Annotated in this window: 15 protein-coding genes; 11 read left to right on the top strand and 4 right to left on the bottom strand. The window is 48.5% G+C overall.

Annotated elements, in window-relative coordinates; genetic code table 11:
- Positions 1–5 precede the first annotated feature (5 nt).
- Genes LVQ77_RS03690 through LVQ77_RS03680 form a run of 3 tightly spaced genes read left to right on the top strand, consistent with a single transcriptional unit; the run spans position 6 to position 2,921 of the window.
- Positions 6–1,019, top strand: a complete 1,014-nt coding sequence (locus LVQ77_RS03690; protein WP_232864423.1) for an ABC transporter ATP-binding protein — start codon at positions 6–8, stop codon at positions 1,017–1,019.
- A complete protein-coding gene (gene oppF, locus LVQ77_RS03685; protein ID WP_232864424.1) occupies positions 1,016–2,020 on the top strand; it encodes a murein tripeptide/oligopeptide ABC transporter ATP binding protein OppF in 1,005 nt (334 codons plus the stop codon). The genes LVQ77_RS03690 and oppF overlap by 4 nt, the downstream gene beginning before the upstream one ends.
- 49 nt (positions 2,021–2,069) lie before the next feature.
- Positions 2,070–2,921 carry an ion transporter gene (locus tag LVQ77_RS03680; RefSeq protein ID WP_232903706.1) on the top strand — a complete coding sequence of 284 codons (852 nt, stop codon included), beginning with the start codon at positions 2,070–2,072 and terminating at the stop codon, positions 2,919–2,921.
- 28 nt (positions 2,922–2,949) lie between these two features.
- Here LVQ77_RS03680 and LVQ77_RS03675 read toward each other — a convergent pair whose 3' ends face one another.
- Both LVQ77_RS03675 and cls read right to left on the bottom strand, forming a co-directional pair.
- Entirely contained in the window at positions 2,950–3,279 is a 330-nt protein-coding gene (locus LVQ77_RS03675) for an HI1450 family dsDNA-mimic protein (RefSeq protein WP_124025185.1), read from the bottom strand.
- Positions 3,280–3,316: 37 nt separating this feature from the next.
- On the bottom strand, positions 3,317–4,777 hold the full coding sequence (cls, locus tag LVQ77_RS03670; RefSeq protein WP_151993295.1) for a cardiolipin synthase: 1,461 nt from the start codon (positions 4,775–4,777) through the stop codon (positions 3,317–3,319).
- A gap of 257 nt (positions 4,778–5,034) precedes the next feature.
- On the opposite strand from cls, the gene LVQ77_RS03665 reads away from it, so the two are divergent.
- Entirely contained in the window at positions 5,035–5,217 is a 183-nt protein-coding gene (locus LVQ77_RS03665) for a YciY family protein (protein ID WP_072009405.1), read from the top strand.
- A 165-nt stretch (positions 5,218–5,382) separates the two neighbouring features.
- On the opposite strand, the gene LVQ77_RS03660 is transcribed toward LVQ77_RS03665, so the two are convergent.
- Both LVQ77_RS03660 and LVQ77_RS03655 read right to left on the bottom strand, forming a co-directional pair.
- Positions 5,383–5,538 carry a hypothetical protein gene (locus LVQ77_RS03660; protein WP_154150139.1) on the bottom strand — a complete coding sequence of 52 codons (156 nt, stop codon included), beginning with the start codon at positions 5,536–5,538 and terminating at the stop codon, positions 5,383–5,385.
- A gap of 42 nt (positions 5,539–5,580) precedes the next feature.
- Positions 5,581–5,877, bottom strand: a complete 297-nt coding sequence (locus tag LVQ77_RS03655) for a YciI family protein (protein WP_034455828.1) — start codon at positions 5,875–5,877, stop codon at positions 5,581–5,583.
- Positions 5,878–6,357: 480 nt separating this feature from the next.
- Here LVQ77_RS03655 and LVQ77_RS03650 point away from each other — a divergent pair, with 480 nt between their 5' ends.
- From LVQ77_RS03650 to tonB, 7 genes are all read left to right on the top strand, one after another.
- Positions 6,358–8,871: a type VI secretion system Vgr family protein gene (locus LVQ77_RS03650; protein WP_232903705.1), complete on the top strand. Its 2,514-nt coding sequence runs from the start codon at positions 6,358–6,360 to the stop codon at positions 8,869–8,871.
- Positions 8,868–11,006 (top strand): T6SS effector phospholipase Tle3 domain-containing protein, encoded by a 2,139-nt coding sequence (locus LVQ77_RS03645; RefSeq protein WP_232903704.1) that lies wholly within the window; start codon positions 8,868–8,870, stop codon positions 11,004–11,006. The genes LVQ77_RS03650 and LVQ77_RS03645 overlap by 4 nt, the downstream gene beginning before the upstream one ends.
- 9 nt (positions 11,007–11,015) lie before the next feature.
- Positions 11,016–11,723, top strand: a complete 708-nt coding sequence (locus tag LVQ77_RS03640) for a sialidase family protein (protein ID WP_232864428.1) — start codon at positions 11,016–11,018, stop codon at positions 11,721–11,723.
- Positions 11,720–12,415 carry a T6SS immunity protein Tli3 family protein gene (locus LVQ77_RS03635; protein ID WP_232903703.1) on the top strand — a complete coding sequence of 232 codons (696 nt, stop codon included), beginning with the start codon at positions 11,720–11,722 and terminating at the stop codon, positions 12,413–12,415. Before LVQ77_RS03640 ends, LVQ77_RS03635 begins: the two co-directional genes overlap by 4 nt.
- An 11-nt stretch (positions 12,416–12,426) precedes the next feature.
- Positions 12,427–12,684, top strand: a complete 258-nt coding sequence (locus tag LVQ77_RS03630; protein WP_232903702.1) for a PAAR domain-containing protein — start codon at positions 12,427–12,429, stop codon at positions 12,682–12,684.
- Positions 12,681–14,072 (top strand): hypothetical protein, encoded by a 1,392-nt coding sequence (locus LVQ77_RS03625; RefSeq protein WP_232903701.1) that lies wholly within the window; start codon positions 12,681–12,683, stop codon positions 14,070–14,072. The genes LVQ77_RS03630 and LVQ77_RS03625 overlap by 4 nt, the downstream gene beginning before the upstream one ends.
- Positions 14,073–14,332: 260 nt before the next feature.
- Positions 14,333–15,058: a TonB system transport protein TonB gene (gene tonB / locus LVQ77_RS03620; protein ID WP_232903700.1), complete on the top strand. Its 726-nt coding sequence runs from the start codon at positions 14,333–14,335 to the stop codon at positions 15,056–15,058.
- Positions 15,059–15,065: the final 7 nt, after the last annotated feature.

The raw sequence follows: 15,065 nt of genomic DNA, 5'->3' as shown, positions 1-15,065 counted from the left end.
CCGCGATGAGCACAATTGAAAATCCTGCGGTGGTTACTCCACTGAGCCAGACTTCTACGTTGTTAGACGTAAAAGATCTGCGCGTCACCTTCGGAACGCCAGACGGTGATGTTACTGCGGTAAACGATCTGAATTTCAGCCTGAAAGCCGGTGAAACACTGGGTATTGTGGGCGAGTCCGGTTCCGGTAAATCGCAAACGGCTTTTGCTTTGATGGGTTTGCTGGCGGCGAACGGCCGTATTGGTGGCTCAGCGAAGTTTAATGGTAAAGAGATTCTGAATCTTCCAGAAAGCCAGCTTAACCGTCTGCGTGCAGAACAGATTTCGATGATCTTCCAGGACCCAATGACCTCACTGAACCCTTACATGCGTGTAGGCGAGCAGTTGATGGAAGTGCTGATGTTGCACAAAAAATTGGGTAAAGCGGAAGCGTTTGAAGAATCTGTTCGTATGCTCGATGCGGTGAAAATGCCTGAAGCACGTAAACGCATGCGCATGTTCCCGCATGAGTTTTCCGGCGGTATGCGCCAGCGCGTAATGATTGCCATGGCGTTACTGTGCCGTCCAAAACTGCTGATTGCCGATGAACCAACGACAGCACTGGACGTAACTGTTCAGGCACAAATCATGACGCTGTTGAATGAACTTAAGCGTGAGTTCAACACCGCTATTATCATGATCACCCACGATCTGGGTGTTGTTGCCGGGATCTGCGACAAAGTACTGGTGATGTATGCTGGCCGTACTATGGAGTATGGTCAGGCGCGGGATGTGTTTTACAACCCGGTTCACCCGTATTCTATCGGTCTGCTAAATGCGGTACCGCGTCTGGATGCTGAAGGTGAATCACTGCTGACTATTCCTGGCAACCCGCCAAACCTGTTGCGTTTGCCGAAGGGTTGTCCGTTCCAGCCGCGTTGCCCACATGCGATGGAAATCTGCAATACAGCACCGCCGCTGGAACAATTTGGTGAAGGCCGCTTACGCGCCTGCTTTAAGCCAGTGGAGGAGTTAGTATGAACGCCGTGACGCAAGAGAAAAAAGTCCTCTTAGAAATCGCTGACCTGAAAGTTCACTTTGATATCAAAGACGGCAAGCAGTGGTTCTGGCAACCCTCTAAAACCCTGAAAGCGGTTGATGGCGTGACGCTGCGTTTATATGAGGGCGAAACGCTGGGTGTGGTCGGGGAATCTGGCTGCGGAAAATCAACATTTGCTCGTGCTATTATCGGTCTGGTGAAAGCCACTGAAGGCCGCGTGGCATGGCTGGGTAAAGATTTGCTGGGCATGAATCAGGACGAGTGGCGCGATGTGCGTAGCGACATCCAGATGATTTTCCAGGATCCGCTGGCGTCGCTCAACCCGCGTATGAATATCGGCGATATTATCGCTGAGCCACTGCGCACGTATCACCCAAAAATGCCGCGCCAGGAAGTTCGTGACCGTGTAAAAGCGATGATGATGAAAGTAGGCTTGCTGCCAAACCTCATCAACCGCTACCCGCACGAGTTTTCAGGTGGCCAGTGCCAGAGGATCGGGATTGCCCGTGCTTTGATCCTTGAGCCAAAACTGATTATCTGTGACGAACCGGTTTCAGCGCTCGACGTATCAATCCAGGCTCAGGTTGTGAACCTGCTGCAAAAACTGCAACGTGAAATGGGGCTTTCCCTTATCTTCATCGCGCACGATTTAGCAGTGGTAAAACACATCTCTGACCGCGTTCTGGTGATGTATCTGGGCCATGCTGTTGAGTTGGGCACCTATGATGAGGTGTACCACAACCCGCTGCACCCTTATACCAAAGCATTGATGTCTGCGGTGCCGATTCCTGACCCGGATCTGGAGAGAAATAAAACGATACAACTTCTTGAAGGGGAGTTGCCATCACCAATTAACCCGCCGTCAGGCTGCGTATTCCGTACGCGCTGCCCGATTGCAGGCCCAGAATGTGCGAAAACTCGCCCGGTTCTGGAAGGCAGTTTCAAGCATGCCGTTTCCTGTCTGAAGGTTGACCCGTTATAATCTCGCAGGGCTGGCATTACGCCAGCCCTTTTTTACAGGCGAGGTTTTCGTGACAGGGAATAAGAGTTCTTTAAGACTACGTTGTTACCACGTTTTATTTGACCAACGAACCCGCGCAGGGCGCCGCTGTGAAGCATTCTGGGGTTTACTGGCGCTGCTTAGTGTCATCACTGTTTTTATTGAATCCAGCATCGGCAATCAAGTCACTTTCACACCAGATCAGTGGCGGATGTTTATCGCCATCGAAATTGGTTTTACCCTGGTCTTTACCCTTGAATACGTATTGCGCGTGCTTGTCTGGCCCGATCCGGTGCGCTATGTGTTCAGTTTCTGGGGATTTATCGATCTTGCGACGATCTTGCCGCTGTATGTTTTGTGGCTATGGCCGGAGCTGGCAATACACTATTTCTTTGCCTGGCGCGCCATGCGGGCAATTCGCGTTTTACGCATCCTGAAATTACTGCGCTTAATGCCGGCGCTTAATAGTTTATGGCGTGCGGTGGTTAACTCCCGGCATCAATTAATTCTATTCTATTCATTTATCGCCATCGTATTAGTCACGGCTGGCGCATTAATGTATGGAATTGAAGGGGCCGTTAACGGCTTTACGAGTCTTGGTGTTTCGGTTTATTGGGCAGTGGTGACGGTTGCGACAGTAGGTTACGGCGATATTACGCCTCATACCCCGTTAGGAAGGTTAGTGGCTTCATTGCTTATCTTGATTGGCTACTCGGTGATTGCTATCCCAACGGGGATTTTGACCGCGCAAATGACGACGGAATTACAACGCAAAAGGCTGGAGCGAAAATGCCCGTTATGTCACCAGCAAGATCATGAGACTAACGCTCAATATTGTAAGTCTTGTGGTGGGCGATTACCGCTAATAGGGAAAGAAGAGTAGCGCGGCAGCAGTGCCGCGCTAAAAAACATCACTCGCGCCAGAGGATATGGCAGAGCTTGTGATCTTTTTCGCGGCACAGCAGCACACGAGCAAAAATATCGTTGATTTCGCCACCGTCTGTCTCGGCTAGGCCAATCACTACTTCGGCAAAGAAGTCAGGGTTCAGGTCGAAATCTACATGTTCCTGCCAGTCTTCAGCGGGGTCAAAAAGCTCGGCACCGCCACGCTCTTCAAATTGCAGGTTAAATAAAATCACATCTGCCGGGTCGAGGTTATCAACCGCCAGCTCCAGAAAAATATCGTAAGCCTGCTCGAGAGTTTCATCTTCTGTCAGGCGGTTGTTCAGATCCATTTCCATGTCTGGTTCCACTTATTAAGTACTGATGCGCCACGTTTTACAGTAACGGGCTAAAGAAGTAAAACAGTCGCTCTACCACACGTTGCCACATTGGGCGTTTCAACCACAAGCGTAGATCAACTAGCCGTGAGCGGGAGATATAATCGTCCTGTACGGCGGCAAGGTCGCTGGCAAAACCGGAGTCGTCGATAACCAGGGTTATCTCGAAATTGAGCCAAAGACTACGCATATCCAGATTAACCGTACCCACCAGACTGAGTTGCCCATCGACCAGTACGCTCTTGGTATGCAGTAGGCCGCCTTCGAACTGGTAAATCTTCACGCCAGCTTCCAGCAATTCGGTAAAGAATGCCCGGCTTGCCCAACCCACCAGTAATGAGTCGTTCTTGCGTGGCACAATAATACTGACGTCCACGCCACGTTGTGCCGCAGTACAAATCGCGTGAAGCAAATCGTCGCTCGGCACAAAATAGGGGGTCGTCATAATCAGGTATTCACGTGCCGCATAAACTGACGTCAGCAACGCCTGGTGAATCAAATCTTCCGGGAAACCTGGGCCTGAAGCAATCGTGTGAATGGTATGACCGCTGGCTTCTTCAAACGGCATAATATTGGCGTCTGGGGCAGGGGGTAAAATGCGCTTACCGGTTTCGATTTCCCAGTCACAGGAATAGACAATTCCCATAGCTGTCGCGACCGGGCCTTCCATACGAGCCATTAAATCAACCCATTGCCCAACGCCTGCATCTTGTTTAAAGAAGCGTGGGTCGACGAGATTCATACTGCCGGTATAAGCGATGTAATTATCGATCATCACCATTTTGCGGTGCTGGCGTAAATCCATGCGGCGCAAGAACACACGCATCAAATTAACTTTGAGCGCTTCAACGACTTCCACGCCGGCGTTACGCATCATATTTGCCCACGGGCTGCGGAAGAAGGCGACGCTACCGGCTGAGTCCAGCATTAACCGGCAGTGGATGCCACGGCGAGCCGCAGCCATCAGTGATTCAGCCACTTGGTCTGCTAACCCTCCTGGCTGCCAGATATAAAACACCATCTCGATATTATGACGCGCCAGCTGGATATCGCGGATCAGCGCATGCATGGTTTCATCAGATGTCGTAAGGAGCTGAAGCTGATTGCCTTTAACGCCACCAATCCCCTGGCGGCGTTCACATAACTGGAATAACGATGTCGCGACTTCGCTATTTTCTTCGGCGAATATATGTTTGCAGCTTTTAAGGTCGTTTAGCCATTTTGCGGTTGATGGCCACATAGCACGTGCACGTTCGGCACGACGCTTGCCCAGATGCAACTCACCAAACGAGAGGTAGGCGATTATCCCTACCAGAGGAAGAATATAAATAATCAGAAGCCAAGCCATGGCAGAAGGAACTGCGCGACGTTTCATTAAAATGCGGAGCGTCACGCCGGCAATTAATAGCCAGTAACCTAAAATTATCAGCCAACTAACGACTGTATAGAAGGTTGTCATAGTTCAAAAATCCTTTAGAAACCGTATGTTTTGAGTTTACGCATAACCGCCATAAAACAATACCCAAATAATTCGAGTTGTAGGAAGGCGGCAAACGCGTGAGTCCCCAGAAGCATAGATAACAATGTGACTGGGGTGAAGGCGAGTAGCCAACGCACCAACAACTTGAAGTATGACGGGTATAATCGTAAAACGTCTGGTCTGGCGTGAAGAAGACACTATAATGGCGCGTCTTACATGCAACCTGAGTCGTAAAAATGAGGCGTAGTAGAACTGAGGTCGGACGTTGGCGTATGCTGCGTCAGACACAACGGCGCAGATCGCGTTGGCTGGAAGGTCAGTCACGCCGTAATATGCGCATTCACGCCATCAGAAAGTGCCAGACAAACCGCCAGCGTAACTCCTTGCTGTTTGCCATTCACGATCAATGGGCGTCGTAAAGAAAAGGGCACCGCTTGCGGTGCCCAGTATCTTCAAAATCTTCAAAATCTTCAAAATCTTCAAAATCTTCAAAATCTTCAAAATCTTCAAAATCTTCAAAATCTTCAAAATCTTCAAAATCTTCAAAATCTTCAAAATCTTCAAAATCTTCTGAAACTTCGGTCTTACGAGAAATGCATTGCCAGTAAAATAATCAGCACTGTGACTGATGCCGCCGCGACAATCACCAACGGATGTTTGGCAAGCCAGGCGTTCCAGCGTGCTTCCTGATTACCCACAGATTGCTTGTGGCGCTCATAAGACTCATCAAACAAATCCATAAAAATTTCCTGATAACTTCATTCACCGTACGAATAGTTGAATCAGAATACCTTCTTGAATGGCTTGATTGCTACCTGTTTATAGACACCCGCCGCAATATAAGGATCTGCTTCAGCCCAGGCTTGGGCATCTTCTAGAGATGCAAACTCAGCAATCACCGTTGAACCGGTAAAACCAGCAGCACCAGGGTCATTACTGTCGACGGCAGGCATAGGCCCGGCAGTTAACAGGCGACCTTCATCGCGTAAAAGTTGTAGACGGGCCAGGTGGGCAGGGCGCACAGCCGTGCGTTTTTCGAGAGAGTCGGCATTATCTTCCGCATAAATGACATACAGCACGTGCAGCACTCCTTATAGATATGAGGTTTGTAAAACACGGTAAGTGAATGGCGCTAAGACTGCAACTTGAAATCAATTGCGCGCTAACAAGATGTTACATTGTGGGTGTTAATTCAGCAGGAATCACCATCTGGCTAAAACTTACCAAAATGATAGCCGATACTTTGTTGGTCGTGTCAGCGAGCAGTCCAGATGGTTGGGGTATCAAATCTTTTTGAAGAGTATAGGCAATATTAATAATAATCTAACTAATACACATGATGTGCAGCGGACAGTTACTCATTTTGTTAATAGAGTTTAATTATAATTTTTGTCTGAGATAATATTTCTATTTCATATGAGTTTTTACTTTTTTATTTTCCTCATGAATAGGCAGTAGTTTGTAATGTCTTATATGTCACTATGGAAGGGTGTTTTAATTGAAGGAAAGCGAAAAATATTGTTTCATACAAACTCGATTTAATTAAAAGGATTTTGGCTATGGCAGGGCTATCCGAAACGGCTCAACAGCAAGATACTATAAACCGCTATTTATTGTATTTTCACTGTAACGAGAGTGTTATACCCGATGTGAATTCTTTCACAGCGAATGAAGCATTAAGCCAGCCTTATCGATATATCATCCGTTTTACAACCTCAGAACAAAACATTTCTATTGATACGGTGCTCAATCAGAAGGCTGAATTTATACTGCGTGCTCCGAACCCAATAGCAAAATGGCACGGAGAATCTAACTGGTTGCTGGTGCGACAAATTAATGGCGTAATCACTCGTTTATCACGTATCAGTTCCTCAGCCGATGAGGCACTGTACGAATGCGTACTGGAGCATGAATTAGTACTATTGAGTCAAAATCATCGTTCGGCTGTTTATATGAATATAACTGTGCCAGATCTCGTTACGCTGGTGATGAAAAACAGTGGTTTTTTTGAAGGTTTCAACATCGATTTCGATAAGCTGAGTCACGATTATCCGCGGCGTGAAATGGTTATTCAGTGGAAAGAAAACGACTTGCAGTTTATCCAGCGACTTCTTGCAGAGGTGGGTATCTGGTTCCGCATTGAAAATCACGACAAAGTGCAAAAGGAAACGGTCACTATCTTTGGTGACTCTGCGGCACGTTATATTTTCAGCGACAAACAAACACCATATATTCGCGATTCTGGCACGACAAGCTATGAAGAATATGTCACGGATCTGGAAGAGCAGCACAAGATAATCCCTCAAAGTGTACTGGTGCGTACATATAATTATCGTACCCCTCAATCACCTCAGGTAAATAAAACCATCGCAACACAGAGTACGCCTGCCGGTATAAATAACGGGCAGGAATATCATTACGCAGATCATTATTTGGAAAAAGGGGATTCTTACGGTAAAGAGGCTGAAACAGCTAACTTTTATGCTCGCCTTCGTTATGAGCGTCTACTGAATGAGCAGTGTATTCTTGGGGCCAAAACTAATGATCCTGTACTCCAGCCTGGCATCATGTTCAACATATCTGGCCCTATTCCCGATGGATTTAAACCTGGACTCCTCATAACAGCCATGACGATAAGGGGCAGCCGGGCAGAACATTATTGCGCAGACCTGACAGGCATTCCTTATTTTCATATTTACAATTTCCGCCCAGAACTTATTTCTCGCCCAGTGATTGCAGGAACGGTACCCGCGAAAGTGGCCGCCATGACTTCCGATAAAACATATGCCGGAGTGGATGCTCAAGGCCGTTACCGTGTGCAGTTTGATTTTGATCTGGATGAAAAGCGGGATGGTTTTGAAAGTGCTCTGGTGCGCCTTGCACGGCCGTATGCCGGTGACACCTATGGTTTTCACTTCCCACTGCTTGAGGGGACTGAAGTGGCCGTAGCTTTTGAAGGTGGCGACCCGGACAGGCCATTTATCGCTCACGTCATGCATGACGGAAGTCGCCCGGACCTGGTGACAAATCGCAATGATACCCGCAACGTGATCCGCACCGCTGGGCTGAACAAAATTCGCCTTGAAGACCGGCGCAATCAGCAACATATCAAGATTTCCACTGAATATAGCAAAGGGCAACTTAGCGTTGGTCACCTTGTCGATGCCGACGGGAAAAAACGTGGAGAAGGTCTGGAGGCGCGCACCGATAGCTGGATGACATTGCGTGCTGCAAAAGGGGTGATGATTACCACCGAAAAACAACCCCGAGCCTTGGGTCAACAACTGGATATGAACGCCGCTATTGCACAGCTGGAAGCTGCTTTGAAAGTGGCAATGACTTTACAGCAAAGCGCCAATACAGCAGGAGCCAGTAATGTGGATACCGAGCAACAAAATGCGCTAAGTCAGACGCTGAACCAGCTCTCAGCTCCAGGTATTCTGACTTATGCCGGGGAAGGCATGGCACACGTCACGCCACAGAGCCTGCAGTTATCGGCTGGAAAAGATTTGATAGCGACTGCGGGAAATAACGCAAGTGTGAACGTAGTGAAGAAATTCTCGCTGGCCGTGGGTGAAAAGCTTTCATTGTTTGTCCGCAAACTCGGTATCCAGTTGATTGCTGGCGCAGGGGACATCAACACCCAAGCCCAGCGCGGTGCTATGCATATGCTTTCTGAGCAGGATTTCACCATGGTCAGTAAGGCCGGGAAATTGAACGGTAGTGCCAAACAGGGGCTGCAGTTTGTTTGCGCAGGTGGAGGGATTCGGGTCAGTCCGAGCGGGTTAGTGACAATATTCTCGCCTACGGGCATTGAACTTAAAGCGCCTAACCTGAAATACGACGGTGCGGAAAGTGCCCAGGTACAATCCCCTTCATTTAATAAAGGCGCATTTAAGCAGCGTTATCAGTTGCATGCGAGCGACGATGCAGACCAGGTCCTTGCAAACAGAAAATTTAAATTATCCAGCTCGTCTGGTCAGGTGGTGGAGGGCGTCACTGATAGCAACGGTTATTCCCCACTGCTTGATGCGGATGATCTTGATACCTACAAGCTGGAGTTAATGGAATGACGGAGACAAAAAACAGCCCATTTGCCCCACGGGTAGTTTCCCAGGGAGATATTCCGGTACACAAAGACCTGGGGGAAGTGGCTCAGACCTGTCGTGTGGGTGTACCACGCCCGATGCCGTGTATTGTGATTTTAATTCATGGCGTTAATGATGTTGGCGAAGCGTACCAAAACCAGGAGAAAGGCATTATTGCAGGGCTAAGTAAGCGCCTGGGTCGTAATGATTTTCATGCACATGGCTGGCGTGATTTCATCATGATGCATAACGAAGAAGCACAGAAGAAAGTCTCTGAATCAGGTCGATCTCCGGTCATTCCATTCTACTGGGGTTATAAGCCGGTGACGCATGCAGACTATCGTGCTGACCAGCAACGTTACCGCGAAGAAATTGATAAAGTTTCAGACGCGGCCCATCTTCCATATGACGCTTATCAGGAAGATAACGAAAAGAACAAAGCCGCATTGGGCAACGATGGCAGTAGCCCGTTTAAGTACCAGAACGACAATTTCAAAAACGCCCTGGATGCAAATTTTGCAAAAAATGGCGGGACGTTTGCGAACGCGACAACCAACATCCCCGATATGTTGGGGCCGGGAGCCGGAGGTGTGGCGTTAGCTGTTGCCGGGTTTGGCACGCTGCATATGAACGGAGGAGATTATACCCATCCAATTTTCCCTAATCCGCACCGTATTTATCAGTTTTTTGCCGCCCAGCGTCTGGCAGATTTGATAATTCAGATCCGTGGTGAAGATGTTACTAAGAATGATGTGATTAACGTCGTGGCACATAGTCAGGGTACGATCATCACCATGCTGGCAAATATGCTGGTTAAGCAGGCCGGCTATGATCCGGTCAATTGCACCATCCTGAATCATTCACCGTACTCTCTTGAAGCTCGCTTGAGTGAAGACGCCCAGCCGGGTCATCACCAGACGGCTTTTGCGCGGCAGAAAACGTTTAAAAATTTCTGCGCACTGATGGCGACACAGTACAAAGGCGGGGAGCTGTCAGATGGCGCTATGCTGGAGATGGAGGCCAGCTGTACGCTGCGTAAACCGTCAGATAATCCGCTACGAAAAGATATGAAGTACCGCCGTGATAACAACGGCAAAGTTTATAACTACTTCTGCCCTCAGGATGGCACGGTGTCGTTACAAAATATCCAGGGGTTTGGTTGGCGTGGTATTCCGAATGATATAGCCAAAAACATGCCTAATCTCCGTCAACGCGTTTTTTGCCAGCATCGCTGGGTAGGACGGCTGGAAACGGAGCCGTTCAAAATGAGCCCAAAAAATAAAGGCGATTTCAGCACCACGCCAGTCATGAACGCTGGTTATTCCTATAGCGATGTGGTGATCAATGGTGAAGAACTGCCGGAGCCGTTTATTTTTGAGCTGCAAGGCGAGAGAAACAAAAAAGACGACGATCCAGCAACGTGGGATACACCTTATGAAGCCTATATCGACCCAGACAGCCCGGATGCCTACATCTCCTATTCGGCAAAAGCCTATGCCGTTAAACGTACTGACTCAGCCACGTATTCTGTTAGCCATTATCAGAGTCTCAACTGGCGGCCCGGTCACGTTCTGACGCCTGAAGAGCTGAAGGTGGAAAGTGTTGGCCGCAAACATGAAGTGATTCGCGGTGTCGTTACGGGAACAAAAGACTTTCAGAATGTCACCCTAACCTGGCTGAAAACCCCGGAAGAGTTGCAGGCGGAATGGCAAAAAACCGATCCGGTAGGGTACAGCCAGCACTCATCTATCGTCATGAGCGAACTTGCCCCATCTCACGCGATGGCTTTTGACCTGGCACTCGGCCAGTGCAAAGCATTTGACTATAAAGCCGGTAAATTCTGGGAGGACCTACTGCACCGCGCTGACTGGCGCGACCCGCTGAATGGTAACTCCGCGACTAAAGAGTATTACCGGAGCGGAAAACTGCCACAAGCACAGACAAAAAACCATATGAATAGACCCGATGAGGTACTTCCTAAAGGGGATTTTGGTGTTGAAAACCAGTTTAACAATCCCACGACGATTCAACCTTCCCGGGATTTGTCCGCCGGGAATCAGGAAACACCGAATCTGCAATGGGCTATGCCAAAACCGATGAGCGACAGCCAGTTGGCTTGAGGATAAACAATGAAAGGATTTAAAGCAGGTCTTGCTGCTGTCGCTGTTTTACTGATTGCCGGATGCCAGTCCAAAGAGCCGCCGACACAGGTGGTTTACCGGTTTGATGACCATCGCTATCTGGAGCTGAAAGGCTGGGGCTGCGAGGGAGAACTTTGGTACACGGATACGCAACGAGGAATTCGCTCACGACCATATTCGCAGTTTTACCGCCTGTTTACGCGAAAGTTTGTCCATTCATCAGAAAAATATATTGCAATTACAAGCTGGGATGTTAGCGGTTTTACAGTTTCTAAAGACTATGGTGAAACCTGGCACCTTGCGCAATTTTCTCCATCAGGGAATGAACCTAACGGAGATAATCGTGCGCCAAGCCAGGATGTGATTTCCTTCACTGTCGTTAACGACCAGGGCTTTTTACAAACAAAACACCGACTGTATATGTCCTCCAAACCGTTTGATGATCCACGAGTGGTCGATGGTGGCCCTGGTATCACTTACACGCTTGATGACGGAACCATTCAAAGGATTGATCCCCGTTCGCCTGGGTGGAAATGGGGGATGGTGTATTTCACTAAAGAGGGATTACAAGGAAAAGTCATTAGTCATGAGACTAATTACCAGAATTTACCGGACCAGATACCCGATATTAAAGGCTATACGGGCTGGGACCACATGCGCTGCGATATGGATTTGGGGCGTAAGGATAAACAATGAGAGGATTTAATGCAGGACTTGCTGCTGTCGCTGCTTTACTGATTGCCGGATGCCAGGTCAAAGAGCCGCCGACGCAGGTGGTTTACCGGTTTGATGACCATCGCTATCTGGAGCTGAAAGGCTGGGGCTGCGAGGGTGAACTCTGGTACGGGGACATGCAACGAGGAATACACTCGCAAATTTATTCTCAGTTCTATCGAATATTTACCCGAAAACTCGTCCATCCATCCGAGCGCTATATTGCAATTATCGGCTGGGGTGCAGATGGATTCAGAGTATCCAAAGATTATGGTCAAACATGGTTTGATGCACACTTTTCACCATCTGGAAATGAACCTAATGGGGATAATTATGGCCCTTACGATGACGTTCTTTCCTTTACTGTCGTCAACGACCAGGGCTTTTTACAAACCAAACACCGACTGTATATGTCCTCCAAACCATTTGATGATCCTCGAGTGGTCGATGGTGGCCCTGGTATCACTTACACGCTTGATGACGGAACCATTCAAAGGATTGATCCCCGTTCGCCCGGGTGGAAATGGGGGATGGTGTATTTCACTAAAGAGGGATTACAAGGAAAAGTCATTAGTCATGAGACTAATTACCAGAATTTACCGGACCAGATACCCGATATTAAAGGCTATACGGGCTGGGACCACATGGGCTGCGATATGAACGCCGGGCGATAAGGATATAAGCAATGAAAGGAGTTATCCGTCTTAATGACCCGCTGGTGAGTGGCGGGAAGGTGATTAGCGCGTCAGGGGCCGATTTTATGGGGAAATCTGTCGCGCTGAAGGGCGATAAGGTTGAGTGTCCAGAACATAAAGGGGTGTTTGCCATTTCTGAATGTCATCCGTCATGGACAATGCACGACCGTGGCGTTGTGGTGGATGGTTGTAAGGCTGAATGCGGTTGTGTAATAAAAACGACACTAACGATTGCGGGAGCTGCATGATGAATTGGTGGTTATTTAAGGAGCAAAAAAAGCCTGAGCGATCAGAGTTTCCAGTACTAGCGACGGTAATTATTGCCCTGTTTGTCCTTATCATCAGTGTTGCTGTTCGTGCGGTGACGTGGCCAGGTGATAAACACGTCGATGAATATTTTTTTACTCAATCCGTCGTTTTTCCACTGCTCGTGCTGTTGTGCGTAGTGTTTCTCTTTCTGATACCTGTCAGTACCAGGAAGCACTACGAGGAAACTCGGGTGGCGATTGCAAAAGAGCGGGAAGAGCAGTTAAAGCAGTACGCCAGGCGGCACCTCATTATTGCTGGTTGGGCTACGCTGACTCCACTGGATGAACCAGCATTAAACATGCTTAAACTGGAAGGGGAGTTTCCCCTAGCGCCAAAAACACCTATTAAGATTCCCCGCGAATATGATTTTGAGTTTACCCAAACCGAACTACTGCTGAATCGCTTATTGGCCCCACTTGCAGAAAAGCTAAAAACACCCCATTACAGAAATTTTGATTCAACATTGTGGGTTCGCGGAGGTGATGAATCGTGTTGTGACGATCTGCGCCGTACATTTGAACGCCTGGGGCTGGCATCAAACAAAATTGAATATTTACAAGACTGCCCGGATTACTCGCTGGTCACCAACTGGATAGATAGTTCCACTAACTATGTGACGAACCGGCTGCTTGTCATAGTGGATATGCATGACGAGGGAAGTGAATCGAAATCGATGGAAAACGCTAGTGCTTTTTGGCTGACTAATATATATGGCAAAACGGAAGGTGAGAAACCGATGTACTTGTATCGGCCAATTACGGATGTAACAGACGTGGAAACAGTCATACCCGTGTATTTGTACATAGCCCCAGTAAGTTCGCCCAAAACGCTCTGGTACACCGCTTTATCTAAGGTCGAAAAATATCCACTCATGCAAATACTCGATGATCGTAAGCTGGTGGCGAGTCGGCTGGATGTAGAGACTTCTTTCGGGGGAAAAACGGCGGGTTATCGATGGTTAGTCTTGGCGTTGGCTGCTGATGCTGTCAAATATTCCCAAGGCGATCAGCTTGTTGCCGCTTCTGATAATAACAAGTTAGGTTTAGCTGCTGTGTCATCACGTTTAACTACTGCACCTTCGTCATCCTGGTATGTGGACTATATGTACCCTTGGCAATACGGAGGATTATTTGGAATGTTTCTTTCAGGATCGTTGTTCGTTGGGATATGCGGCTTCGGTAAACCGGAAGCAATGGCTAATGTTTCGGGTTGGTCAGTATTATTTTGGGCATTATTCCCGCTGACTTTATTTTTGAGTATGGGGATCATGGCGACCTGGCATGCAGGCAACGAAGCATACAGGGATATGTGGGGGCTCGACGAATAAAGCTTTGAGTATTTGAACTCATCCAGCCAGCAAATGAAGTGGACGGTGATCTTGTTTGCAACCAAGCGCTGCTACTTGAACAGCTAAATTGTCGTGAAAGGGGTATTGCGTATCTGGGTTTGTTTCAGCTTGATTTCAAATCAGGGACTTGCTGCTGAAACGTAAATAGGTGATAACACTTCTCATTTGCGGTACAATCTCTGAAAGTCGTAATAACACTACAATTTCAAATGATACTTTCAGCGAATAGTTCAAATACAATGACCCTTGATTTACCTCGCCGCCGCTTTCCGTGGCCGACCGCACTCTCTGTCGTACTTCATGGTGCTATTGTCGCGGCGGCTCTCTATACCTCGGTACATCATCAGGTTGTTGAGTTGCCAGCACCTGCACAGCCTATCAGTATCACCATGGTGACTCCGGCTGAGCTTGAACCACCGCAACCTGAAGTTGTTCAGCCACCGCCAGAGCCGGTAGCCGAACCTGAGCCTGAACCGATCCCTGAGCCGCCGAAAGAGGCGCCAGTTGTCATTCATAAGCCAGAACCGAAACCAAAACCTAAGCCAAAACCGAAGCCGGTGAAAAAGGTTGAAGAGCCGAAGCGCGAAGTAAGGCCGGTTGAACCGCGTCCGAGCGCACCGGTAACTAACACCGCACCCGCACGTCCCGCACCGGTTGCAAACACTGCACCTGTTGCCTCAGCAGCACCTGTTGTCACTGGGCCGCGCGCGCTGAGCCGTAATTCACCACAGTATCCTGCGCGTGCGCATGCGCTACGCATTGAAGGCAAGGTACGTGTGAAGTTTGATGTTGCTGCAGATGGTAGCGTAAGCAATGTGACTATTCTTTCCGCGACACCTGCCAATATGTTCGAACGCGAAGTGAAACTGGCGATGAAAAAATGGCGCTACGAAAGCGGCAAGCCAGGGCAAGGTATGATTGTCAACGTGGTGTTTAAACTTAACGGCGGCGCGACGATGGAGTAATCCATCT

The organism is Buttiauxella cochleicola, assembly GCF_021282435.1.
GTDB classification, from domain to species: Bacteria; Pseudomonadota; Gammaproteobacteria; order Enterobacterales; family Enterobacteriaceae; genus Buttiauxella; species Buttiauxella massiliensis.
This window is presented reverse-complemented; position numbering and strand designations above follow the sequence as displayed.

What these genes read in the sequence shown, in the direction of transcription:
- LVQ77_RS03630 (WP_232903702.1), top strand. Translation starts at nt 12,427, where the DNA reads ATGAAAGGAGTTATCCGTCTTAATGACCCGCTGGTGAGTGGCGGGAAG.
- LVQ77_RS03640 (WP_232864428.1), top strand. Translation starts at nt 11,016, where the DNA reads ATGAAAGGATTTAAAGCAGGTCTTGCTGCTGTCGCTGTTTTACTGATT.
- LVQ77_RS03625 (WP_232903701.1), top strand. Translation starts at nt 12,681, where the DNA reads ATGATGAATTGGTGGTTATTTAAGGAGCAAAAAAAGCCTGAGCGATCA.
- cls (WP_151993295.1), bottom strand. Translation starts at nt 4,777, where the DNA reads ATGACAACCTTCTATACAGTCGTTAGTTGGCTGATAATTTTAGGTTAC.
- tonB (WP_232903700.1), top strand. Translation starts at nt 14,333, where the DNA reads ATGACCCTTGATTTACCTCGCCGCCGCTTTCCGTGGCCGACCGCACTC.
- LVQ77_RS03660 (WP_154150139.1), bottom strand. Translation starts at nt 5,538, where the DNA reads ATGGATTTGTTTGATGAGTCTTATGAGCGCCACAAGCAATCTGTGGGT.
- LVQ77_RS03665 (WP_072009405.1), top strand. Translation starts at nt 5,035, where the DNA reads ATGAGGCGTAGTAGAACTGAGGTCGGACGTTGGCGTATGCTGCGTCAG.
- LVQ77_RS03675 (WP_124025185.1), bottom strand. Translation starts at nt 3,279, where the DNA reads ATGGAAATGGATCTGAACAACCGCCTGACAGAAGATGAAACTCTCGAG.
- LVQ77_RS03635 (WP_232903703.1), top strand. Translation starts at nt 11,720, where the DNA reads ATGAGAGGATTTAATGCAGGACTTGCTGCTGTCGCTGCTTTACTGATT.
- LVQ77_RS03650 (WP_232903705.1), top strand. Translation starts at nt 6,358, where the DNA reads ATGGCAGGGCTATCCGAAACGGCTCAACAGCAAGATACTATAAACCGC.
- oppF (WP_232864424.1), top strand. Translation starts at nt 1,016, where the DNA reads ATGAACGCCGTGACGCAAGAGAAAAAAGTCCTCTTAGAAATCGCTGAC.
- LVQ77_RS03645 (WP_232903704.1), top strand. Translation starts at nt 8,868, where the DNA reads ATGACGGAGACAAAAAACAGCCCATTTGCCCCACGGGTAGTTTCCCAG.
- LVQ77_RS03690 (WP_232864423.1), top strand. Translation starts at nt 6, where the DNA reads ATGAGCACAATTGAAAATCCTGCGGTGGTTACTCCACTGAGCCAGACT.